Origin of the sequence: Streptomyces flaveolus (genome assembly GCF_000716535.1) — a bacterium.
Taxonomy (GTDB): Bacteria; Actinomycetota; Actinomycetes; order Streptomycetales; family Streptomycetaceae; genus Streptomyces; species Streptomyces flaveolus_A.
In genome coordinates this window covers 35,750-58,836 of record NZ_JNWV01000014.1, presented here as the reverse complement: position 1 = coordinate 58,836, position 23,087 = coordinate 35,750, and the positions used below count along the sequence as shown (strand labels likewise).

At 71.1% G+C, this 23,087-nt stretch carries 22 protein-coding genes; 2 read left to right on the top strand and 20 right to left on the bottom strand.

Features of this window, described 5'->3' with window-relative positions; translation table 11 throughout:
* Positions 1–4 precede the first annotated feature (4 nt).
* Both OO52_RS16345 and pyrR read right to left on the bottom strand, forming a co-directional pair.
* The gene (locus OO52_RS16345) at positions 5–982 is read right to left on the bottom strand and encodes an aspartate carbamoyltransferase catalytic subunit (RefSeq protein WP_030644732.1); all 978 of its coding nucleotides are present in this window, start codon (positions 980–982) and stop codon (positions 5–7) included.
* Positions 983–1,073: 91 nt separating this feature from the next.
* Positions 1,074–1,655: a bifunctional pyr operon transcriptional regulator/uracil phosphoribosyltransferase PyrR gene (gene pyrR / locus OO52_RS16340; protein ID WP_030644730.1), complete on the bottom strand. Its 582-nt coding sequence runs from the start codon at positions 1,653–1,655 to the stop codon at positions 1,074–1,076.
* 263 nt (positions 1,656–1,918) lie between these two features.
* On the opposite strand from pyrR, the gene bldD reads away from it, so the two are divergent.
* The gene (gene bldD, locus OO52_RS16335; RefSeq protein WP_014671524.1) at positions 1,919–2,422 is read left to right on the top strand and encodes a transcriptional regulator BldD; all 504 of its coding nucleotides are present in this window, start codon (positions 1,919–1,921) and stop codon (positions 2,420–2,422) included.
* Between the two features lie 153 nt (positions 2,423–2,575).
* On the opposite strand, the gene nusB is transcribed toward bldD, so the two are convergent.
* The 13 genes from nusB to OO52_RS16270 all read right to left on the bottom strand — a co-directional run bounded on the left by nusB (position 2,576) and on the right by OO52_RS16270 (position 15,423).
* A complete protein-coding gene (gene nusB, locus OO52_RS16330) occupies positions 2,576–3,010 on the bottom strand; it encodes a transcription antitermination factor NusB (protein ID WP_030644728.1) in 435 nt (144 codons plus the stop codon).
* A 2-nt stretch (positions 3,011–3,012) separates the two neighbouring features.
* Positions 3,013–3,579 carry an elongation factor P gene (efp, locus tag OO52_RS16325; protein WP_030644726.1) on the bottom strand — a complete coding sequence of 189 codons (567 nt, stop codon included), beginning with the start codon at positions 3,577–3,579 and terminating at the stop codon, positions 3,013–3,015.
* 44 nt (positions 3,580–3,623) lie between these two features.
* The gene (locus tag OO52_RS16320) at positions 3,624–4,730 is read right to left on the bottom strand and encodes an aminopeptidase P family protein (RefSeq protein WP_030644725.1); all 1,107 of its coding nucleotides are present in this window, start codon (positions 4,728–4,730) and stop codon (positions 3,624–3,626) included.
* A 101-nt stretch (positions 4,731–4,831) separates the two neighbouring features.
* The gene (locus OO52_RS16315) at positions 4,832–5,731 is read right to left on the bottom strand and encodes a Pro-rich N-terminal domain-containing protein (RefSeq protein ID WP_030644723.1); all 900 of its coding nucleotides are present in this window, start codon (positions 5,729–5,731) and stop codon (positions 4,832–4,834) included.
* Positions 5,732–5,895: 164 nt separating this feature from the next.
* Entirely contained in the window at positions 5,896–6,987 is a 1,092-nt protein-coding gene (gene aroB, locus OO52_RS16310) for a 3-dehydroquinate synthase (RefSeq protein WP_030644721.1), read from the bottom strand.
* Positions 6,984–7,466, bottom strand: coding sequence for a shikimate kinase (locus tag OO52_RS16305; RefSeq protein WP_196946440.1), 483 nt, complete (start codon positions 7,464–7,466; stop codon positions 6,984–6,986). The genes aroB and OO52_RS16305 overlap by 4 nt, the downstream gene beginning before the upstream one ends.
* 32 nt (positions 7,467–7,498) lie before the next feature.
* Positions 7,499–8,683: a chorismate synthase gene (gene aroC / locus OO52_RS16300; RefSeq protein ID WP_030644717.1), complete on the bottom strand. Its 1,185-nt coding sequence runs from the start codon at positions 8,681–8,683 to the stop codon at positions 7,499–7,501.
* A 163-nt stretch (positions 8,684–8,846) separates the two neighbouring features.
* Positions 8,847–9,686, bottom strand: a complete 840-nt coding sequence (locus OO52_RS16295) for a shikimate dehydrogenase (protein ID WP_030644715.1) — start codon at positions 9,684–9,686, stop codon at positions 8,847–8,849.
* A complete protein-coding gene (gene mltG / locus OO52_RS16290; RefSeq protein WP_234339585.1) occupies positions 9,667–11,322 on the bottom strand; it encodes an endolytic transglycosylase MltG in 1,656 nt (551 codons plus the stop codon). The genes OO52_RS16295 and mltG overlap by 20 nt, the downstream gene beginning before the upstream one ends.
* Positions 11,323–11,443: 121 nt before the next feature.
* Complete coding sequence (gene ruvX / locus OO52_RS16285) at positions 11,444–11,908, bottom strand: Holliday junction resolvase RuvX (protein ID WP_030644711.1); 465 nt, start codon at positions 11,906–11,908, stop codon at positions 11,444–11,446.
* Between the two features lie 14 nt (positions 11,909–11,922).
* Positions 11,923–14,595 carry an alanine--tRNA ligase gene (gene alaS, locus OO52_RS16280; protein WP_030644709.1) on the bottom strand — a complete coding sequence of 891 codons (2,673 nt, stop codon included), beginning with the start codon at positions 14,593–14,595 and terminating at the stop codon, positions 11,923–11,925.
* Positions 14,595–14,942: a hypothetical protein gene (locus OO52_RS16275; RefSeq protein ID WP_030644707.1), complete on the bottom strand. Its 348-nt coding sequence runs from the start codon at positions 14,940–14,942 to the stop codon at positions 14,595–14,597. Before OO52_RS16275 ends, alaS begins: the two co-directional genes overlap by 1 nt.
* Positions 14,943–14,958: 16 nt before the next feature.
* Entirely contained in the window at positions 14,959–15,423 is a 465-nt protein-coding gene (locus OO52_RS16270) for a DUF948 domain-containing protein (protein WP_234339579.1), read from the bottom strand.
* A gap of 135 nt (positions 15,424–15,558) precedes the next feature.
* Here OO52_RS16270 and OO52_RS16265 point away from each other — a divergent pair, with 135 nt between their 5' ends.
* Complete coding sequence (locus OO52_RS16265; protein ID WP_030644703.1) at positions 15,559–17,730, top strand: ATP-binding protein; 2,172 nt, start codon at positions 15,559–15,561, stop codon at positions 17,728–17,730.
* Between the two features lie 21 nt (positions 17,731–17,751).
* Here OO52_RS16265 and rpsD read toward each other — a convergent pair whose 3' ends face one another.
* The 5 genes from rpsD to OO52_RS16240 form a co-directional block, all read right to left on the bottom strand.
* Positions 17,752–18,366 carry a 30S ribosomal protein S4 gene (gene rpsD / locus OO52_RS16260; protein WP_014671539.1) on the bottom strand — a complete coding sequence of 205 codons (615 nt, stop codon included), beginning with the start codon at positions 18,364–18,366 and terminating at the stop codon, positions 17,752–17,754.
* A gap of 305 nt (positions 18,367–18,671) precedes the next feature.
* Complete coding sequence (locus tag OO52_RS16255) at positions 18,672–20,027, bottom strand: replication-associated recombination protein A (RefSeq protein ID WP_030644701.1); 1,356 nt, start codon at positions 20,025–20,027, stop codon at positions 18,672–18,674.
* Positions 20,028–20,070: 43 nt separating this feature from the next.
* Entirely contained in the window at positions 20,071–20,727 is a 657-nt protein-coding gene (locus OO52_RS16250) for a vitamin K epoxide reductase family protein (protein WP_030644700.1), read from the bottom strand.
* Between the two features lie 210 nt (positions 20,728–20,937).
* The gene (gene hisS, locus OO52_RS16245) at positions 20,938–22,200 is read right to left on the bottom strand and encodes a histidine--tRNA ligase (RefSeq protein WP_030644698.1); all 1,263 of its coding nucleotides are present in this window, start codon (positions 22,198–22,200) and stop codon (positions 20,938–20,940) included.
* A 14-nt stretch (positions 22,201–22,214) separates the two neighbouring features.
* Positions 22,215–22,922, bottom strand: a complete 708-nt coding sequence (locus OO52_RS16240) for an MBL fold metallo-hydrolase (RefSeq protein WP_030644696.1) — start codon at positions 22,920–22,922, stop codon at positions 22,215–22,217.
* Positions 22,923–23,087: the final 165 nt, after the last annotated feature.

Sequence of the window (23,087 nt, the reverse complement as noted above, 5' to 3'; positions counted from 1 at the left end):
GGTCTTACTTCTCCTCGGTACGAGAGTGGGTGACGGCGGGCTCGTTGCCGCCGAGCAGCAGGTACAGGACGGCCATCCGGATGGAGACGCCGTTGGCGACCTGCTCGACGGCGGTGCAGCGGTCGGAGTCGGCGACCTCGGCGGTGATCTCCATGCCGCGCACCATCGGACCGGGGTGCATCACGATGGCGTGCTCGGGCAGCTTGGCCATGCGGTCGCCGTCGAGGCCGTAACGCCGCGAGTACTCGCGCTCGGTGGGGAAGAAGGCGGCGTTCATGCGCTCGCGCTGGACGCGGAGCATCATCACGGCGTCGCACTTGGGCAGCGTGCTGTCGAGGTCGTACGACACCGCGCACGGCCAGGTTTCGACACCGACCGGCACCAGGGTGGGCGGGGCGACCAGGGTGACCTCGGCGCCGAGGGTGTGCAGCAGGTCGACGTTTGAGCGGGCGACCCGGCTGTGCAGGACGTCACCGACGACGGTGATCCGCTTGCCGGACAGGTCCTGGCCGAGCCCGGCGTCGCGGCCGATCAGCCGGCGGCGCATGGTGAAGGCGTCCAGCAGGGCCTGGGTGGGGTGCTGGTGGGTGCCGTCGCCGGCGTTGATGACGGCCGCGTCGATCCAGCCGGAGTTGGCCAGGCGGTACGGGGCTCCGGAGGCGCCGTGCCGGATGACCACGGCGTCGACGCCCATGGCCTCCAGGGTCTGCGCGGTGTCCTTCAGGGACTCGCCCTTGGACACCGAGGACCCCTTGGCGGAGAAGTTGATGACGTCCGCGGACAGGCGCTTCTCGGCGGCCTCGAAGGAGATGCGCGTGCGCGTGGAGTCCTCGAAGAAGAGGTTGACGATCGTCCGGCCGCGCAGGGTCGGCAGCTTCTTGATCGGCCGGTCCGCGACCCGGGCCATCTCCTCGGCGGTGTCGAGGATCAGGACGGCGTCGTCGCGGGTGAGGTCGGCGGCCGAGATGAGATGACGCTGCATCTGTCAGGCTCCGTAAGGCAGTTCATTCGGGAGATTTCGGGCAGGCGGGCGCGTGTTCACGGCACGCCGGAGCGGCCGTGCGCCTGACTTGCTACTGAGCGGCCGGCTTCACACCGAGCAGCACGGTGTCGCGACCGTCCTCCTCGGCGAGCTGGACCTTGACCGTCTCCCGCAGCGACGTGGGGAGGTTCTTGCCGACGTAGTCGGCGCGGATGGGCAGTTCGCGGTGGCCGCGGTCGACCAGGACCGCGAGCTGCACCGCGCGCGGGCGCCCGATGTCGTTCAGGGCGTCGAGGGCGGCGCGGATCGTCCGCCCCGAGAAGAGCACGTCGTCGACGAGGACGACCAGCCGGCCGTCGATGCCGTCACCGGGGATCTCGGTGCGGGCCAGCGCGCGCGGCGGGTGCATGCGCAGGTCGTCGCGGTACATGGTGATGTCGAGGGAGCCGACCGGGACCGCGCGGTCGGTGATCTGCTCCAGCTTGGCGGCGAGCCGCTGGGCGAGGAAGACACCCCGCGTCGGAATGCCGAGGAGCACCACGTCGTCGGCGCCCTTGGCGCGCTCGACGATCTCGTGGGCGATGCGGGTCAGTACCCGCGCGATGTCGGGGCCTTCGAGAACGGGCCGCGCATCGGACGCCTGCGGATGCGCAGACGTGGCGTTCTTGTCCATACGAAACGGACCTCCTTCTCCGCCTCACGGGACGGACCTTAAAGGACGTCGGAATTGCGCCATCCACCCTAGCAGCTCACCCGACCGGCCTCGACCACCCCCCTGTCACCCGCTTGGCCTAATCGACCGTCACTACCACGGAAGAGTCGGTGTGGACCATTCGGCTTGACGCACCAGAGTCACGCTGCGTAACCTCACAGTGAGTTACCAGCCGCGCGGCGGGAAAGCCTCCGGCCGCGTCGACACAGTGTCCGGGGAGCTATATGTCCAGCGAATACGCCAAACAGCTCGGGGCCAAGCTCCGGGCCATCCGCACCCAGCAGGGCCTTTCCCTCCACGGTGTCGAGGAGAAGTCCCAGGGTCGCTGGAAGGCCGTGGTCGTCGGTTCGTACGAGCGCGGCGACCGCGCCGTGACCGTACAGCGCCTGGCCGAGCTGGCCGATTTCTATGGCGTTCCGGTGCAGGAGCTCCTGCCGGGCACCACGCCGGGCGGCGCCGCCGAGCCGCCGCCGAAGCTGGTCCTGGACCTGGAGCGACTGGCCACCGTGCCGGCCGAGAAGGCGGGCCCCCTGCAGCGCTACGCGGCGACGATCCAGTCCCAGCGCGGTGACTACAACGGCAAGGTGCTCTCCATCCGCCAGGACGACCTGCGCACACTCGCCGTCATCTACGACCAGTCCCCCTCGGTCCTCACCGAGCAGCTGATCAGCTGGGGCGTTCTCGACGCGGACGCGCGCCGCGCGGTCGCCACGCACGAAGAGGCGTAGCCGCCCTCACACGCCTCAGCAGAAACGTGCCGCCGGGGTGGCCGGAACTCTATGGTTCCGGCCACCCCGGCGGCTTTTCGGCGACGGTGGGCACACGCCGGAGGGCCCGCAGCACAGACGTGCTGCGGGCCCTCCGGCGATGGCTGTCGGGCGTTACGCCTCGTCCCGGCGCAGGGACGGCTTGAGTTCCTTCAGGCGGCCCAGCAGGCCGTTGACGAACGACGGCGACTCGTCGGTCGAGAACTCCTTCGCCAGCTGCACCATCTCGTCCAGGACGACGGCGTCCGGGGTCTCGTCGACCCAGATCAGCTCGTACGCGCCCAGCCGCAGGATGTTGCGGTCCACGACCGGCATGCGGTCGAGCGTCCACCCCACCGCGTACTGGGCGATCAGCTCGTCGATCCGCTTCGCGTGCTCCGCGTAGCCCTCGACCAGCTGCATCGTGTACTCGCTGACCGGCGGCTGCCGGGTGTCGGCCCGGGAGAGCCGGATCCAGTCCGCGAGGACCGTCAGGACGTCGGCGCCGCGCTGGTCGCCCTCGAAGAGGATCTGGAAGGCGCGCTTGCGGGCCGTGTTGCGGGCAGCCACGGTTAGCTGTTCACCCGGCCGAGGTAGTCGCTGGTGCGGGTGTCGACCTTGATCTTCTCACCGGTGGTGATGAAGAGCGGGACCTGGATCTGGTGGCCGGTCTCCAGGGTGGCGGGCTTGGTGCCACCGGTGGAGCGGTCGCCCTGGACGCCCGGCTCGGTCTCCTGGATGGTGAGCTCGACGGCGGCGGGCAGCTCGACGAAGAGAACCTCGCCCTCGTGCTGCGCGACGGTGGCGGTGAAGCCCTCGACCAGGAAGTTCGCGGCGTCGCCGACGGCCTTCCGGTCGATGTGCAGCTGGTCGTAGGTCTCCATGTCCATGAAGACGAAGTACTCGCCGTCCATGTACGAGAACTGCATGTCGCGCTTGTCGACAGTGGCCGTCTCGACCTTGACACCGGCGTTGAAGGTCTTGTCGACGACCTTGCCGGAGAGCACGTTCTTGAGCTTGGTGCGCACGAAGGCCGGGCCCTTGCCGGGCTTGACGTGCTGGAACTCGACGACGGACCAGAGCTGGCCGCCTTCGAGCTTGAGCACCATGCCGTTCTTGAGGTCGTTCGTGGAAGCCACGGTTGCGGAATCTCCTGGACTGACGTACGACCCCGGGTCACGCGCTACAGCGCGAGCAGCTCCTTGGTCGTGATGGTGAGTAGCTCGGGTCCGCCGTCCGCCTCGGGGCGTACGACGAGCGTGTCATCGATCCGGACACCGCCCCGGCCCGGGAGGTGGACCCCCGGTTCGACGGTGACCGGCACGCAAGCGTCCAGTTTACCCATGGCCGAGGGAGCCAACTGCGGGTCCTCGTCGATTTCGAGTCCGACACCGTGTCCGGTCAGCGGTGGCAGGGCCTCCGCATAGCCCGCGGAGTCCAGTACCTGACGTGCGGCGCGGTCCACGTCGCGGTAGGCGGCACCGGGTGCCAGGAACTCACGTCCGGCCCGCTGGGCGGCGAAGACCAGGTCGTACAGCTCGATCTGCCAGTCCGCGGGCGAGGTGCCGATGACGAAGGTGCGGCCGATCTCGCACCGGTAGCCGCGGTAGGTGGCGCCGAGGCAGACGGAGAGGAAGTCACCCTCCTCCACCCGCCGGTCGGTGGGACGGTGGCCGCGGCGGCCGGCGTGCGGCCCGGTGGCCACGGAGGTGGGGAAGGCCGGGCCGTCGGCACCGTGATCGACCAGGCGCCGCTCCAGCTCCAGCGCGAGGTGCCGTTCGGTGCGGCCGACCAGGATCGACTCCAGCAGCTCGCCGAGGGCCTGGTCGGCGATCTCGGCGCCGATGCGGAGACAGGAGATCTCCTCCTCGTCCTTGACGACCCTGAGCTGTTCCACGGCCCCGCCCAGGTCGGTGAGGCGGAGCCTCGGGGCGACGGAGGCGATGGCCCGGTGCCGGGTGACGGTGAGGTGGTGTTCCTCGACCGCCACGGAGTCGGCACCCTGGTCGGCGGCGAGGCCGGCCGCCGTGACGGCGGCGTCGCCGTGGTGCGCCGGAAGGACGTGCAGGCGCAGGTTCTCGTCCGGCTGGCCTTCGTGGGGGCGGTCGTCCGGCGGGCCGGCGCACACCAGGACGTCCTCGCCTCTGCCGATCAGCAGCGCGGCGCCCTGCGGGGCCGCGGCGGCGAGGTAGCGGACGTTGGCCGGGCGGGTGACGAGCGCTGCCGCGGTGCCGGCCGCGTTGAAGTGTTCCCTCAGCCGGGATCGGCGGTTCGCGTACACCTCTGACATGAGATGAGCGTAGGAGGTTTGTCCGGATTATGCCGATCGGCGGGGGCCGAGTGGGGTTGCGGGGCAGGTGGGGGGTGGTGCGAGTGGGACCAGCCCTCCGCTCACCAGCTCGGTGGGCTCGCTATCGCTCTCGCCAGGACCTCGTCCAGGACCCTCGCCGTCCCGGGGACGTCCAGCGTGGAGTTGTCGATGATCGGGAGGCCCGAGCCGTACCAGCCGGCCATGCGGCCGTGGATGCGGGCCACCTCCTCGTCCGTGAGGCGGCGGTTGCCGGTGCGTTCGGCGTTGCGCTCCAGGACGACGTCGAGGCCCGGGAGCAGGACCACCGGGAGCAGGCCGGGGCCCACGTGCCGCTTCCAGCCGCCGAGGCCGACGACCGGGCGGTCCGGGAAGACGGCGTCGTCCAGGATGCAGGAGATGCCGTTGGCGAGGAAGTTGCGCGCGGCGAAACCGCAGGTCCGGCGCGCCAGGCGGTACTGGGCCTCCGAGTTGTCGTTCCAGCCGGACTGCGGATCGGCGAAGCCCGAGCGGACCCATTCGCGGACGTCGTCCAGGCTGATGTGGGCCGTGGGGACGCGGCGGTGGTCCGCCCAGTACTTGGCGACGCTGGTCTTGCCGGCGCCGGCCGGGCCGATGAGGAGGACGGCGAGGGTGGTCGCCGCCGGGTCCGGTGCCGTGGCCGCGGCGGACGGGGCCGCGAGGGCGCCGACCGGGCCGCCGGGTGGCAGCGGGACGTGTCCGGTGCTATCGGGGGCCTGCGGGCCGGCGGTGTGCTGCGGGGGCGGGGGCGGCGGCACCGGGCCGGAGCCGACCGGGGGCCGCTGCGGGGCCGGCGGCACCGGTCCGGGCGCAACCGGGAAGCCCGGCGGCGGAACGGGGGCGGGCCCCTGGGAGACTCCCGGGTGCGGGCCCGGGTGGTGTGCGGCCGACGCCCAGCCGGCGTGCGGGCCCTGCCCCGGCTGCTGGGGCGGCGGCAGCGGAGACCCCACTGCGTGCTGCATCCGTTGCCACTCCGTCTCGTACACACATCTGGCGCTGGCAGCAGGGGCGTGCCCCGCTTGCTACCGAACGGTACCGTCCCCGGCCGTCGTCTGGTGAAACGGCCGGGGGCGGTTCGAAGTGCCCGGCGGGCGAAGGAAATCGGACGCGGGGAGCGGTCCGGGGCCTACTGGCCGACCTCGCCGTAGGCGGCGAGGAGGACGGCCGGGTCCGGGCCTTCCAGGACGGTCGGCTTGGCCAGCCCGTCCAGGACGATGAAGCGCAGCAGGTCGCCGCGCGACTTCTTGTCGACCTTCATCGCCTCCAGCAGCTTGGGCCACTGGTCGTAGCGGTAGTGCAGCGGCAGGCCGACCGACTCCAGGACGCTGCGGTGGCGGTCGGCCGTCGCGTCGTCCAAGCGGCCCGCCAGGCGGCCCAGTTCGGCGGCGAAGTGCATGCCCACCGCGACCGCGGCCCCGTGCCGCCACTTGTACCGCTCGTTCTTCTCGATGGCGTGGCCGAGCGTGTGGCCGTAGTTGAGGATCTCCCGGCGGCCCGATTCCTTCAGGTCCGAGGAGACCACGTCGGCCTTGACCCGGATCGACCGCTCGATCAGCTCGGCCGTGTGCGGGCCCGCCGGGGTGCGGGCGGCCTCCGGGTCGGCCTCGATCAGGTCCAGGATCACCGGGTCGGCGATGAACCCCGCCTTGATGATCTCGGCCAGTCCGGAGACGTAGTCGTGCACCGGGAGGGAGTCCAGCGCGGCCAGGTCGCACAGGACACCGGCCGGCGGGTGGAAGGAGCCGACCAGGTTCTTGCCCTCGGCGGTGTTGATGCCGGTCTTCCCGCCGACCGCCGCGTCGACCATGGCCAGCACGGTCGTGGGGACGGCGATCCAGCGCACCCCGCGCAGCCAGGTCGCGGCGACGAACCCGGCCAGGTCGGTGGTGGCGCCGCCGCCGACACCGACGATCACATCGGTGCGGGTGAAGCCGCACTGGCCCAGCGCCTTCCAGCAGTAGGCGGCGACCTCGGCGGTCTTGGCCTCCTCCGCGTTGGGCACCTGGATCGCCACGGCCTCGTAGCCCTGCCCGGCCAGGTCGGCGCGCAGCGCCTCCCCGGTCTCGTCCAGCGCCTCCGGGTGGATCACGGCGACCCGCTTGGCCTTTGCCCCGATCAGCCCGGCCAGCTCGCCCAGCAGTTGCCGGCCCACCAGCACCTCGTAGGGGTCCGTGCCCGCGGTGCCGGCGACCGGGATCCGGGTGACTGCCTCGCTCATACCTGCTTCAACTCCAGTGCGTCCAGCGCCGCCTGCGCGACCTCTTCCGGAGTGCGGCCGTCCGTCGCGACGACGGCGGTGGCGACCTCCTCGTACAGGTGCCGGCGCGCCTCCATCAGCTCCCGCCACTGCTTGCGCGGGTTGACCGCGAGCAGCGGGCGGGCCACGTTCAGACCGGTGCGCTTGACCGCCTCCTCGACCTCCATCGAGAGGTAGAGGACCCGCTGTCCGGCCAACAGCGCGCGCGTGTCCGGGTCCAGGACCGCCCCGCCGCCCAGCGCGACGACGCCCCGGTGCTCGGTGAGCGCGGCCCGCACCGCGGATTTCTCCAGGGCGCGGAAGGCGGCCTCGCCCTCGTCCACGAAGATCTCGGCGATGGTGCGGCCCTCGGCCGCCTCGATGTCCTCGTCGGTGTCCCGGTAGCCGACGCCGAGGCGCTCGGCGAGCAGCCGGCCGACGGTGGACTTGCCCACGCCCATCGGCCCGACCAGGACGACCGCCGGTACGCCGCTCACCGGATCGCCAGGTTGTCGAGGTACGACCGGACGTTGCGCCGGGTCTCCGGGACGGAGTCGCCGCCGAACTTCTCGGCGACCGCGTCCGCGAGGACGAGCGCCACCATGGCCTCGGCGACGATGCCGGCCGCCGGGACGGCGGAGACGTCGGAGCGCTGGTGGTGGGCCTGGGCGGGCTCGCCGGTGGTGACGTCCACCGTCCTGAGCGCGCGCGGCACGGTGGCGATCGGCTTCATCGCGGCGCGCACCCGCAGCAGCTCACCCGTGCTGAGGCCGCCCTCGGTGCCGCCGGAGCGGCCGGAGACGCGCCGGATGCCCTCCGGCGTGCCCACGATCTCGTCGTGGGCCTGGGAGCCGGGCACGCGGGCCAGCTCGAAGCCGTCGCCGATCTCGACACCCTTGATCGCCTGGATGCCCATGAGCGCTCCGGCGAGGCGGGCGTCCAGCTTGCGGTCCCAGTGCACGTGCGAGCCGAGGCCGACCGGGACGTCGTAGGCCAGCACCTCGACGACGCCGCCCAGGGTGTCGCCGTCCTTGTGGGCCTGGTCGACCTCCGCGACCATCGCCTTGGAGGTGTCCGCGTCCAGGCAGCGCAGCGGGTCGGCGTCCAGCTTCTCGACGTCGGCCGGAGTGGGGTAGACGCCCCGCGGGGCCTTCACGGAGCACAGCTCGACCACGTGGGAGACGATCTCGATGCCGGTCGTCTCCTTCAGGTACGACCGGGCGACCGCGCCCAGCGCCACCCGGGCCGCCGTCTCACGGGCCGAGGCGCGCTCCAGGATCGGACGGGCCTCGTCGAAGCCGTACTTCTGCATGCCCGCCAGGTCGGCGTGGCCGGGGCGGGGGCGGGTCAGCGGCGCGTTGCGGGCCAGGCCCGCCAGCACCTCGGGGTCGACCGGGTCGGCCGCCATGACCTGCTCCCACTTCGGCCACTCGGTGTTGCCCACCATGACGGCCACCGGGGAGCCCAGGGTCAGCCCGTGCCGGACGCCGCCGAGGAACGTGACCTCGTCCCGCTCGAACTTCATCCGCGCACCACGGCCATAGCCGAGCCGCCGCCGCGCCAGGTGGTCCGCCACCATCTCGGTGGTGATCGGCACGCCGGCGGGAAGACCCTCCAGCGTCGCGACAAGTGCGGGACCGTGGGACTCCCCCGCGGTCAGCCAACGCAGCCTGCTCAACGGTGCTCCTCAGTGCTCGCGCCCGGTACTGCCCGGCGTACGCGCGTCCTCGCGTACGGCGACGGCGCTGCCGGGTGCGCGACCCCGGTACGCCACCTCCGATCCTCCCACGTCCGGGGGTGCGAACCGGCCGCCGGTCCAGCAGGCGGACGCGCGTGGGGCGTCAGCGGGCCGCGAGCGCCAGCTCGCCGGCGTGCCGCATGGCCTCCAGGGGGCCCGGGGTGCGCCCGGTCATCTGCTCGAACTGGAGCACGGCCTGGTGGACCAGCAGGTCGAGGCCGCTGACCACGGCACCGCCGAACATGGACCAGCGGGCCGCCAGCTCGGTGGGCCAGGGGTCGTAGAGCACGTCGAAGAGGGTGGCGGGGCGTTCGGGTACGGCGGCGGCGAGGGCGTCGGTCGTGCCGGCGGGGGTGGTGGCGATGACCAGCGGTGCGCGCAGGGCCTCGGCCGCGTCGGCCCAGTCCGCCGTGCGGACGTCCACGTCGAGCCGTTCGCCCCACTGCCGCATCTCGGCGGCGCGGGCCTCGCTGCGGACGTAGGCGACGACCTCCCCGGTGCAGATCCGGGCCAGGGCGGCGAGCGCGGAGGAGGCGGTGGCGCCGGCGCCGAGGACGGCGGCGGAGTCGACCTGTTCGATGCCGTGCTCGCGCAGGGCGGCCACCATGCCCGGGATGTCCGTGTTGTCACCGAGCCGGCGGCCGTCCTCGGTGAAGACGAGCGTGTTGACCGCGTCGACCGAGGCGGCCGTGTCGCTGATCTCGTCCAGCAGCGGTATGACCGCCCGCTTGAGCGGCATGGTCAGCGACAGCCCCGCCCACTCCGGCCCGAGCTTGTCCAGGAAGCCGGGCAGGGCGGCCTCGTCGACGTCGAAGCTGTCGTACGACCAGCCGGTGAGTCCGGCCGCGTCGTACGCGGCCCGGTGCAGCACCGGGGAGAGGGAGTGGGCGATCGGTGAACCCAGCACGGCGGCGCGGCGGCCGTCAGTTGCCCGCGTTGGCATTGAACTTGTCCCGGAGTTCCTGGAATTCGGTGAAGGTCTTGGCGAACTCGGTGTTGCTCCTCCCGTCGGTCGCCACGAAGTAGATCCACCCGTCGTGCGTCGGATTCAGGGTGGCCTTCAGCGCGTCCTCGCCGGGGTTGCCGATCGGGCCGGGAGTGAGCCCCTTGTGGGTGTACGTGTTGTACGGGTCCTGGTTGCTGGTGATCTCCCGCTCGGAGATGTGGATGTTGCTCGTGCCCTTGAGGTAGTTGTAGGTCGAGTCGAACTGCAGCAGCCGGTTCGTCTCGGTGTTGGTGGGCTTGAGGCGGTTGTAGACCACCTCGGCCATCTTGCGGAAGTCGTCGTGGGTCTTGCCCTCGGCCTGCACCAGGCTCGCCACCGTGACGAGTTCGAAGGCGTTGTCCAGGCCGAGCGCCTTGGCCTTCTCGGTCAGCCCGTAGGCGGCGTACTTCAGCTTGGCCTGGGTGACCATCTGCTTCAGGACGGCGTCGGGCTTCATGCCCTTGGCGGCCGGATAGGTGCCCGGGAAGAGGAAGCCCTCCAGCGGGTCCTTGATGTCGGCGTTGTTCTGGTTGAGCGCCCAGGCCGGCAGGCCGAGGCTCTTGTAACTCTTCCTGGCGACCTTCCTGGTGGTGCCCGCGGACAGTTCGAGTTTCTTGTCGATGGCCGCGTAGACACCGGCATTGCGCTCGCCCGGGGTGACGATCACATTGTTCTGGCTGCGCGGGTCCATCATCAGCCGGACGGCACTGGCGGCGGACATCTCCTTCTTCAGGAGATAGGCGCCCGCCTGGATTCCGTCGCCGCCCGGAGTCGTGGTCTGGGCGTGGACGAACGCCTCGGCGCTCTTGACGACCCCGGCCTCTTTCAGGCGGCGGCCGATCTCCCAGCCGCCCGCGCCCTTCGGGATCTCGACGGTCACCGTCTCGCTGGTGCCGTCGCCCGCGTAGTCCGGAGCCGTGCCGAAACGATTTTGGTAGAACTGGTAGCCGAAATACCCGACTCCGCCGAGGCCGCCGCCGAACACCAGGACGACCACCATGCAGGCGCAGCCGGTGCGCCGCTTCTTGCTCTTGACGGGCTTCTTGCCGCGCCGCTCACGCCGGCTCTGGAGCTCGTGCTCCTCCTCGTCGTCCTCGCCGCCGCCTCCCGCGAAGAAGGCGTGCTCCTCCTCGCCCGGCGCCTGCGGCTCGGGTTCGGGCTGCCGGCGGCCGGGCGGCTCCGGCGGCGGGTAGGCGTCCTCGGTGGGATAGAAGTCGGGCTGCTCCGCGCCGTAGGCCACGGGCTGCTGGCCGTACGGGTCGCCGGGGTCGGCGGCGTAGGGCACGTGGCCGTGGGTGCCGGTCGCGTCCCAGCCGCCCTGGTGGAACTGCTGCTGGGTCTGGTGGGCGAACCGCTGGTCGTACTCGTGCCGGGTCGATCCGTCGTAGTACTGGTGCTGCTGCTCGCCGTACCCGGGCTGCTGCGCCTGGCTCCAGTCGCCGTGCTGCGGCGCCTGCGGATAGTGCTGCGGCTGGCCGCCGTAGGGGGACTGCGGGCCCGCCTGGCCCTGCTGTCCTCCCCATCCGCCGTCCCCGTACAACGGGTCCTCCGGATGCCACGGTTCGGAGCCTTGGCCCCGGCCATACTCAGTCATCGATCCCCTAGAGCCGCGAGGCCGACGGTCACGCGGCCGGGGGCCGGCTTCCGCTCCGCCTCTTGCTGTGCCCCGGCTGTTCGAACACCGGCGCATCGCGCGGAACGTTACCGTATCGCGATCAGATGACCACTTCGACGCCTTCGCCGGGTGGTCTGCCTGACACCCGTTCGGATTCCAGGGCCTGCTGCAAAATGATGACGGCGGCGGCCTGGTCGATGACCGCGCGCCCCTTCTTCGACTTCACGCCCGAGGCACGCAGTCCCTGACTGGCCGTCACCGTCGTCATCCGCTCGTCCACCAGCCGCACCGGCACCGGCTTGATGCCCCCGGCCAGCTCCTGGGCGAAGGCGCGGACCTTGACCGCGGCCGGGCCCTCGCCCCCCTTGAGGGAGCGAGGGAGGCCGACGACGACCTCGATCGGTTCGTACTCCTCCACCAGCTGACGCAACCGGCGGTGGGCGGCGGGGATGTCCCGGCCGGGGACGGTCTCCACCGGGGTGGCGAGGATCCCGTCGGGGTCGCACGAGGCGACCCCGATCCGGGCGTCCCCGACGTCGATCGCGAGCCGACGTCCTCTGCGCATCTCTCGACCGCTTCTTACTTGGCGGTCTCGGCGACCAGGCGCTCGACGGCCTCGACCGCCTCGCCGACGGCGGCCGGGTTCTGGCCGCCGCCCTGGGCGACGTCCGGCTTGCCGCCACCGCCGCCGCCGAGCGTCTTGGCGGCCGTACGAACCAGGTCACCGGCCTTGAGGCCGCGCTCGCGGGCGGCCTCGTTGGTGGCGATGACCGTGAGCGGCTTGCCGTTGTTGACGGTGAACAGGGCCACGACCGCGGCCCGGCCGCCCTGGATCCGGCCGCGCACGTCCAGGACCAGCTTGCGCAGGTCGTCCGGCGTGGTGCCGTCCGGCACCTGACCGGTGACCAGGGCGACGCCCCGGACGTCCTTGGCGGACTCGGCGAGACCGGCGGCGGCCTGGAGCACCTTCTCGGCGCGGAACTTCTCGATCTCCTTCTCGGCGTCCTTCAGCTTGCCGAGCATGGCGGAGACCTTCTCCGGCAGCTCCTCCGGGCGGCCCTTGAGCAGCTCGGTCAGCTGGTTGACGACCGTGTGCTCGCGGGCGAGGAAGTTGTACGCGTCGACGCCGACCAGGGCCTCGATACGGCGCACGCCGGAGCCGATGGAGGACTCGCCGAGCAGCTTCACCAGGCCGAGCTGGGCGGTGTTGTGCACGTGCGTGCCGCCGCACAGCTCCTTGGAGAAGTCGCCGATGGTCACGACGCGGACCCGGTCGCCGTACTTCTCGCCGAACTCGGCGATGGCGCCCTGCTTCTTGGCCTCGTCGATGCCCATGATCTCGGCGCGCACGTCGAGGTCGCGGGCGAGCACCTCGTTGATCTTCTGCTCGACGTCGGTCATCACGGCCGTCGGCACGGCGGACGGGGAGCCGAAGTCGAAGCGGAAGCGGCCGGGCTGGTTCTCGGAACCGGCCTGGGCGGCCGTCGGGCCGAGGGCGTCGCGCAGCGCCTGGTGGGTGAGGTGGGTGGCCGAGTGGGCGCGGGCGATGGCCGTACGGCGGCGGGCGTCGATGGCGGCGTGGGCCTTGGCGCCGACGGTCACCTCGCCGACCTGGACGACGCCCTTGTGGACGTACACGCCCGGGACCGGCTTCTGGCAGTCGCGGACCTCGACGACGGCACCGGAGTCGACCTTGATCCGGCCGGTGTCGCCGATCTGGCCGCCGCCCTCGGCGTAGAACGGGGTGCGGTCCAGGACGATCTCGACCTCGTCGCCCTCGGTGGCGGCCGGGGAGGAGACGCCGTTCACGAGGATGCCCACGATCGTGGACTCGCCCTCGGTGTCGCTGTAGCCGATGAAGTCGGTCTCGCCGGCGGCGTCGGCGATCTCGCGGTAGGCACCGAGGTCGGCGTGGCCGGTCTTCTTGGCCTGGGCGTCGGCCTTGGCGCGCTCCCGCTGCTCCTTCATCAGGCGGCGGAAGCCCTCCTCGTCCACCGAGAGGCCCTGTTCGGCGGCCATCTCCAGGGTGAGGTCGATCGGGAAGCCCCAGGTGTCGTGGAGCAGGAAGGCTTTGTCGCCGGGCAGGACGCTGGAGCCCTGGGCCTTGGTCTCGGTCACGGCGGTGTCGAGGATGTTGGTGCCGGCCTTCAGCGTCTTGAGGAAGGCGTTCTCCTCGGCGACGGCGACCTTCTCGATGCGCTCGCGGTCGGTGATCAGCTCCGGGTACTGCTGGCCCATCATGCCGATGACGACGTCGATGAGGTCCTTGACGACCGGGCCGGTGGCGCCGAGCAGGCGCATGTTGCGGATGGCGCGGCGCATGATGCGGCGCAGCACGTAGCCACGGCCCTCGTTGCCGGGGGTGACGCCGTCGCCGATGAGCATGGTGGCGGTGCGCATGTGGTCGGTGACCACGCGGAGGGACACGTCCGAGGTGTGGGCGTCGCCGTAGCGGACGCCGGTCAGCTCGGTGGCCCGCTCGATGACGGCCATGGAGGTGTCGATCTCGTACATGTTCTGCACGCCCTGCAGAATCATGGCGAGCCGCTCCAGGCCGAGGCCCGTGTCGATGTTCTTGCTCGGCAGGTCCCCGAGGATCTCGAAGTTGTCCTTGCCGGTGCCCTCGCCGCGCTCGTACTGCATGAAGACGAGGTTCCAGATCTCCACGTACCGCTCGTCGTTGACGGCGGGGCCGCCCTCGACGCCGAACTCGGGGCCGCGGTCGTAGTTGATCTCGGAGCAGGGGCCGCAGGGGCCGGGGACGCCCATGGACCAGAAGTTGTCCTTCATGCCCAGGCGCTGGATGCGCTCCATCGGCACGCCGACGACCTCGTGCCAGATGCGCTCGGCCTCGTCGTCGTCCTTGTAGACGGTGATCCAGAGCTTCTCCGGCTCCAGGCCGTAACCACCCTTGTCCTGGGGGCTGGTGAGCAGCTCCCAGGCGAGCTTGATGGCGCCTTCCTTGAAGTAGTCGCCGAAGGAGAAGTTGCCGCACATCTGGAAGAAGGTGCCGTGGCGCGTGGTCTTGCCGACCTCTTCGATGTCGGGCGTGCGCACGCACTTCTGCACGCTGGTGGCGCGCGGGAACGGCGGCTTGACCTCACCCAGGAAGTAGGGCTTGAAGGGCACCATGCCGGCGGGGACGAGGAGCAGAGTCGGGTCGTCCGCGATGAGCGACGCCGAAGGGACGACGGTGTGCCCGCGCTCCTCGAAGAAGCTCAGCCAGCGGCGGCGAATCTCTGCCGACTCCATCAGTGGTCCTCATTCCGGTTGTACGAGTACGTCGTGTTCTCGATGTACTTCGGGTTGTTGCGGTGGTTCTCGATGGCGGCGTACCGCCCGGACGCCGTGAGTCCTGGGCTCTCCTGGATGCCGAGCGCCTCCTCCAGCTCGGCCTCCCGCTGGGCCATGTTGTCGCGGACGTCGAGCGCGAAGCCGACCGCGCGGTCCTTCAGCCGCTGACCGGTCTCCAGCGCCTTGTTCGCCGCGGTGGCGGCCAGGCTCTCCGGGGTCAGCTGCTTCAGCTTGCGGTTGACCTTGGTGGTGGCCCACACACCGGCGGCGACACCTGTGGTGAACCAGAACGTACGGCGGAACATCGCTCGGTCTCAGTCCTTACTTCCGCTTGCGTCGTGCGGCAGGGACCGTGCGGCCCACGATCACGGTACGCCGGGGCGACTTCCCAGGCACGTCCTCCTCCTTGCGGCCGCCGAGCGCCCGGCGGACGCCGTAGCCGAAGGCCGCGACCTTCACCAGCGGGCCGCCGAAGGTGGAGGCGACGGTGGAGGACAGCGCGGAGGCGTTCGACGTGACCTCCTGGACGTCGGAGGCGATCGCGTCGACCCGGTCGATCTGCGTCTGCGCGGAGCGAACCGCCTGGGAGGCGTCGGCGAGCAGGGGGACCGCCTGGTCGGTCACGTCCGCCACGAGCTTGGTGGTCGCCTTGAGCGTCTGGGCCAGCCTCGCCAGTGCGACCGCGAGGAAGGAGACCAGGATCGCCCAGAAGACGGCCACCAGGATCCCGGCCACCTCTCCACCGGACACTGTGCGCACCCGCTCCCTGAAACGTGCTCTGAACATCGGAACCATGAAAAAGCAGTGACCCGAGCCTATCGCGCCGGGGCGGAGGCTCCGTACCGGTTTACCGGGCGGAGCGGGCGGAGTTACGGGAAGCGATTGTACGGAGTGAACACGGTTCAGTACGCTCCGTGTCCCATGCGAGGTCCTCACAGCCCCGGCTCCTGGGCGGACGGCGATCCGCCCCTCGAACTCACCGCTTTCGTCGGGCGCTCGGCCGAGCTGGCCGAGCTGACGACGGCGCTCGGTCGGACACGGCTGGTGACCGTGACCGGGGTGGGCGGGGTCGGCAAGTCCCGGCTGGCCGCGCGGGTGGCGGCGCGCTGGGCGTCCGGTGCGCCGGCGGGCGCCCCGGGCTGGGGACGGGTGGAGCTGGCGGCGGTGCGGGATCCGCAGTTCGTGGAGTACGCGGTCGTGGAGGCGCTGGGACTGACCGACCACACCACGCGGCTGCCCCGGGAGACGCTGCTGGAGCATCTGGCGGGGCGGCGGGCGCTGTTGGTGCTGGACGGGTTCGAGCACCTGGTGGCTGCCTGTGCCGATCTGACGGCGGAGCTGCTGCGGAAGCTGCCGGAGCTGCGGGTGCTGGCGGTGGGCCGGCGTCCGCTGGGTCTCGCGGGCGAGCGGCTGTTCCCGCTGGCGCCGCTCGGCGAGGACGAGGCGGTGGAGCTGTTCACGGACCGGGCCCGCGCGCAGGGCGTGCCGGTGGCCGACGGCGCCGAGGTGCGGGAGCTGTGCCAGCGGCTGGAGGGGATCCCGCTGGCACTGGAGCTGGCGGCCGGGCGGCTGCGGGCGCTGTCCCCGGCGCAGTTGCTGCAGCGCCTCGACGACCGGTTCCGGCTGCTGACCGGTGGCGGCCGGGACGTCCTGCCCCGGCACCAGACGCTGCGCACGGCGATCGGCTGGAGCCACGAGCTGTGCTCACCGGCCGAACGGCTGCTGTGGGCACGGCTGTCGGTGTTCGCGCACTCCTTCGACCTGGAGGCGGCCGAGTACGTGTGCAGCGGGGAGGGACTGGCCGCCGAGGACGTGCTGGACGTGCTGTCGGAGCTGCTCGCCCAGTCGGTCGTCTCCCGCGAGGAGACCCCGGCGGGCCCGCGCTACCGGATGCTGGACACGGTCCGGGCCTACGGCGCCGAGTGGCTGGAGGCGACCGGGGACGCGGGCCGGCTGCGCAGACGGCACCGGGACTGGTACCTGGGCCTCGCCACCATGTGCGAGCTGGACTGGTTCTCGCCCCGGCAGCGGGAGGTGGCCGCGCGGGTCGAGGCGGAGCTGCCGAATCTGCGGACCGCGCTGGAGTTCTGCCTGACCGAGCCGGAGGAGGCGCATCTCGGCCAGCACCTGGCGGGTTCGCTGTGGTTCTGCTGGGTGGGGTGCGGCCGGCTCGCGGAGGGGCGGCGGTGGCTGGAGCGCGGCCTGGAGCTGGACTCGGAGTACGAGCGGTCCCGGCTCAAGGCGCTGTGGGTGCTCGGCTATGTGGCGATCCTGCAGGGCGACACCGTGCCGGCGCTCCAGGCGCTGCGGATGTGCCGGGAGCAGGCGGAGCGGTCGGCCGATCCGACGGCGATGGCGTACGCCGAGCACCGCACCGGCTGTCTGGCCCTGGTCACGGATGACATGGCCCGCGCAGAAACGCTGCTGCGGTCGGCACTGGACCGCTACCGGGAGATCGGCGAGCTCAACAGCAACGTCCTGATGGGCCAGGTGGAGCTGGCGATGACGCGGGCGTTCCAGGGGGATCTGCCGGACGCGGTGCGGCTGTGCGAGGACGTGCGCCGGGTGTGCGAGGACCACGGGGAGCGGTGGGCGCGGTCGTACGCCCTGTACGTGCTGGCGTACGCGACCTGGCAGGGCGGTGACGCGGCCCGTGCGCGGGAGCTGCTGGCGGACTGCCTGGACAACGCGCACGGCTTCCACGACCTGCTGGGCACGGTGCTGTCGATCGAGCTGCTGGCCCTGGTGACGGTGACGCAGGGCGATCCGGTGGAGGCGGCGGTGCTCCAGGGCGCCGCCGGGCGGATGTGGCCCTCGGTCGGGCTGCCGCTGTTCGGCTCGGCCCACTACAACGCCCCGCACGAGCAGTGCGAGGCCATGGCCCGGGAGGCGCTGGGCGACGAGCGGTACGAGGAGTGGGTGCGCCGGGGGGCGCGGCTGGACCGGGAGACGGCGGTGGCCCGGGCGCTGCGGAAGGACGGGCGGCCGCTGCCGGCGCTGCCCGCACCCCGGGGGCCGGTCCCGCGCACCCGCCCCGGACAGCGCGAACCCGCCGCCTCGCCCACCCGGAAGGGCGGGGAGACGGCGGGCTGAGGACTTACGCCGTGACGGGGGTCAGCGGGCGTAGTACTCGACGACGAGCTGCTCGTCGCAGATGACCGGAACTTCCTTGCGGTTCGGCTCGCGGTCCAGGCGGAACGCCAGGGCCTTGAGGTTCACCTGCAGGTAGCGCGGGGTCTCGCCGTCGGGGGCGAAGCCACCCTCACGGGCGATCTGGAAGAGCGTCTTGTCCTTGGAGCGGTCGCGGACCTGCACGACGTCGTCCGGGCGGACGCGGAAGGACGGCTTGTCGACCTTCTGGCCGTTGACCTGGATGTGGCCGTGGACGACCATCTGGCGGGCCTGGTAGATCGTGCGGGCGATGCCCGAACGCAGGACCAGCGCGTCGAGGCGGCGCTCCAGCTCCACGATCAGGGCCTCACCGGTCTTGCCCTGGACCTTGGACGCACGCTCGTAGGCGCGGACCAGCTGGCGCTCGGAGATGTCGTACTGAGCGCGCAGGCGCTGCTTCTCCAGCAGACGGACCTTGTAGTCCGAGTTCTGCTTGCGGCCGCGGCCGTGCTCACCCGGCGGGTAGGGGCGGGCCTCGAAGTACTTGACGGCCTTCGGGGTCAGCGCGATGCCGAGGGCACGCGACTTCTTGACCTTGGGGCGGGACTGGTTCGCCACTGTCTTTCGTCTCTTTCGTAGTGTTCGGCTCGTCAGTGTTGAGGGAGGTCGCATCCGCAGCCGGGAAAACCCGCCGGGTCCGCAGGGGACCTGCCGGGCAGCCGCTTCCCTGGTCTGGGCACATACGTGCAGCACGCGAGTGGCCCACCGACCGTCCCGGGAATCCGGGTGGTGGTGGGCTGCCCGCGACACCGTTCGACGGTGCGCGACGCTCCTGGAGCCGGTCCGCGCGGGACCGGTTCTCCGGCTGGTTGTCCCGCTCTGACGGCACGGGACTCAGCACTTCGGAGCAGTCTACAGGGTGCTCAGGACCGCTTGCGACCGAGGCGCTTGCGGGTCCATTCCACGGCGTCCGCGTATCTGGCCTCGGCGCCGTGCCGGCTCGGCGTGTAGTACTCGCGGTCCTTCAGGGCGTCCGGGGCGTACTGCTGCTCGGCGATGCCCTCGGGCAGGTCGTGCGGGTACACGTACCCCTGGGCGTGGCCGAGCTTGGCCGCGCCCTTGTAGTGCCCGTCGCGCAGGTGGGGCGGCACCGGGCCGGCCAGGCCCTTGCGTACGTCCTCCAGGGCGGCGCCGATCGCGGTGGTCGCGGCGTTGGACTTGGGGGCGAGGGCCAGGGCGATCGTGGCGTGGCTCAGGGTGAGCGCGGCCTCCGGGAAGCCGATCATGGCGACGGCCTGGGCGGCGGCCACGGCGATGGGCAGCGCGTTCGGGTCGGCGAGGCCGATGTCCTCGCTGGCGGAGATCATCAGGCGGCGGGCGATGAAGCGCGGGTCCTCGCCGGCCTCGATCATGCGGGCCAGGTAGTGCAGGGCCGCGTCGACGTCGGAGCCGCGGATGGACTTGATGAGGGCGCTGGCGACGTCGTAGTGCTGGTCGCCGTCGCGGTCGTACTTCACCGCGGCCCGGTCGACCGTCTGCTCCAGGGTCCGCAGCCCGATCTCGCTCTCGCCCTGGTCCAGGGCGGCCCCGGCGGCGGCCTCCAGGGCGGTCAGGGCGCGGCGGGCGTCGCCGCCGGCGATGCGGAGCAGGTGCTCCTCGGTGTCCTCGGGGAGGGCGACGGCGTCCTTGAGGCCGCGTTCGTCGCTCAGCGCGCGGCGGAGCAGTGCGCGGATGTCGTCGTCGGTGAGCGGTTCGAGGGTGAGCAGGAGGGAGCGGGAGAGCAGCGGGGAGATCACCGAGAAGTACGGGTTCTCCGTGGTGGCCGCGATCAGGGTCACCCAGCGGTTCTCCACGGCCGGGAGCAGGGAGTCCTGCTGGGCCTTGCTGAAGCGGTGGATCTCGTCCAGGAAGAGGACGGTCTCCTTGCCGAAGGCGCCGGTGGCGCGGCGGGCGCCGTCGATGACCGCGCGGACCTCCTTGACGCCCGCGGTGATCGCGGACAGCTCCACGAACCGCTTGTTCGTCGCCTTCGAGACGACGTAGGCCAGGGTGGTCTTGCCGGTGCCGGGCGGGCCCCACAGGATCACCGAGGACGGGCCGGCCGGGCCGCCGTTGCCCTCCCCGACCAATCGGCGCAGCGGGGAACCGGGCCCGAGCAGGTGCTGCTGGCCCACGACCTCGTCGAGCGTGCGCGGGCGCATGCGTACCGCCAGGGGGCTGGCCGCCGGATCCTTCTCCTGGCGTTCTTCTGCTGCTGCGGTGAAGAGGTCGGGTTCCACGCTGAAACCCTAGAACACCGCACTGACAATCCGGCCGGGACCGTCAGCTGGTCCAGAAGTCCCACCAGCGGGTGAGGACCAGCATGCCGATGATGCCGATGTGCAGGACCGGCAGCACCCAGGTGAACTCGCCGAAGAAGGACTTCAGCCAGCGCGGGGACGGCAGGAAGTCGTTGCGGATGTTGAACGAGGTCACGTACCAGAACATCGTGATCGTGGCGACCCAGGCCAGCGAGCACCACAGGCACAGCGCGTTGATCCGGTACAGGGACTGGAACTGCAGCCACGTGCAGAAGGCCACGCCGAAGAGCGTGCCGAAGTTGAAGGTCAGCCAGTACCAGCGCGGGAACCGGGCGCGGGCCAGCAGGCTCATGCCGACGCAGACGACGATGCCGTAGGCGACCAGGCCGAGCATCGGGTTGGGGAAACCGAAGGCGGCGGCCTGCTTGCTCTCCATGACGCTGCCGCAGGAGACGACCGGGTTGAGGCTGCACCCGGGGGTGAACGTCTTGCCGGCGACCTTGGCTTCCAGCAGCTTGAACTTGTCGATCGTGATGACCCAGGCGGCCAGCAGTCCGGCCGCGCCGGTGATCACCAGCAGGATGGCGAAGGCGCGGCTGCCGCCCACCGCGCGCGGGGCGTCGGCGGCGCGCTCCGGGCCGGGCTCCGTGGAGACGTCTTTGACTGTCGTCTTGCTCATCACGCCGATTCCGTCACTCGAGACTCGGACCATCTTCGGGCACGGGTCATTGTGCCGCACACACGTGTGTGCGCACCGTTCGCTCCGCATAAGGATGTACGTACGACGGGTACCGCCTGCTCGGTTCCGGACAGCGTCGTCGGGGCCGGGAAAAGACGCCGGAGCCCCCTCGGGGGGAGCGTCCGGCGCCCACGTGCGCGCGTGCTGCCGCTAGCCGAGCCGCGCTTCCAGCTCCGCCACGATCTCGTTGACGCCGACCGCCGTCTGCTCGCCGGACTCCATGTCCTTGAGCTGGACGACGCCCTCGGCGAGGTCGCGCTCACCGGCGACGATCGCGTAGCGGGCGCCCGAGCGGTTGGCGTTCTTCATGGCGCCCTTCAGGCCCTTGCCGCCGTACGCGAAGTCCGCCGCGATGCCCACCTTGCGCAACTCGGTGACCTTGGCGAACAGCACCCGGCGGGCCTCCTCGCCGAGCGGGACGGCGTAGACGCTGGTCGATGCCGGGACGTCCGGTTCGACGCCCTCGGCCTCCAGCGCGAGGACCGTGCGGTCGACGCCCAGGGCCCAGCCGACGGAGGGCAGCGCGGGGCCGCCGATCATCTCGGACAGGCCGTCGTACCGGCCGCCGCCGCCCACCGCGGACTGCGAGCCGAGACCGTCGTGCACGAACTCGAAGGTGGTGCGGGTGTAGTAGTCCAGACCGCGCACCAGCTTCGGGTCGTCCTCGAAGGAGACGCCCGCGGCGGTGATCAGCTCACGGACCTCCTCGTGGTACGCCTTGCACGCGTCGCACAGGTAGTCGCGCAGCAGCGGCGCGCCGGTGAGCTGCTTCTGGACCGACTCGCGCTTGTCGTCGAGGACCCGGAGCGGGTTGATGTCGACGCGACGGCGTGTGTCCTCGTCCAGGTCCAGGCCGCGCAGGAACTCCTGCAGCGCCGTCCGGTAGACCGGGCGGCACTCCTTGTCGCCGAGGCTGTTCAGCAGGATGCGGAAGTTCCTGAGGCCCAGCGAGCGGTACGCCTGGTCGGCCAGGATGATCAGCTCGGCGTCCAGTGCCGGGTCCTCGGCGCCGATCGCCTCGGCGCCGACCTGGGAGAAGTGCCGGTAACGGCCCTTCTGGGGGCGCTCGTAGCGGTAGTAGGAACCCGAGTACCACAGCTTGACCGGGAGGTTGCCCGACTTGTGCAGGTTGGCCTCCAGGGCCGCGCGCAGCACGGACGCCGTGCCCTCGGGGCGCAGGGCGAGCTTGTCGCCGCCCTTGGTCTCGAAGGCGTACATCTCCTTGGTCACGATGTCGGTGGACTCGCCGACACCGCGCGCGAAGAGTTCGACGTTCTCGAAGCCGGGGGTCTCGATGTAGCCGTAGCCGGAGTTGCGCAGCGGAGCGGCGATCGCCTCGCGGACCGCCAGGTACTTCGCCGAGTCCGGCGGGATCAGGTCGTAGGTGCCCTTGGGGGCCTTGAAAGTGCTCACGGAAGGTTCTCTCGTCACATTCCTCGTCGGGGAGCCTCGGCGGCTCCCTGGCCGGCCGCGACCTGCCGCAAATAGGGGTTGCCGGCGCGCTCCTGGCCGATGGTCGTCTGGGGGCCATGACCGGACAGCACCACGGTGGAGTCGTCGAGCGGCAGGCACACACGGGCCAGCGACCGCAACATGTCCTCCATGGACCCGCCCGGCAGATCGGTGCGTCCGATGGAGCCGGCGAACAGCAGATCCCCGGAGAAGAACACCGACGGGATGTCGGCGGTCTCGGGCATCCGGAAGGTCACCGACCCCTTGGTATGGCCCGGCGCGTGCGCGACGGAGAACTCCAGGCCCGCCAGTTCGAGGGTGGTGCCGTTCGTCAGCTCCTTGACGTCGTCCGGCTCCCCCACGGTCAGCTCCCCCATCAGCGGCATGCCGATGGAGCGGCCGAGCGCCTTCTCGGGGTCGCTCAGCATGTACCGGTCCTCGGGGTGGATCCACGCCGGGACGTCGTGCGCCCCGCAGACGGGGACGACCGAGGCGACATGGTCGATGTGTCCGTGGGTGAGGACGACGGCGACGGGCTTGAGCCGATGCTTCTTCAGTGCTTCCTCGACGCCTTCGGCGGCCTGGTGGCCGGGGTCGATGATCACGCACTCCTCACCGGCGGCGGGGGCGACGAGATAACAGTTCGTCCCCCAGGCCCCGGCGGGGAACCCGGCAATGAGCACGATCGTCCTTCGTTGTGTCGATTACAGGCGGCTTCCGCCGCAGTCAGAGCCTACCGGCGCTGCCGTTTCCTCAGCGAACCCATATACGGTACGGGGCTACACGCAGCGGTCGGATCACGAGGACGCACGCGTACCGCCCGACACACGACACGCATGAGGAGAGAA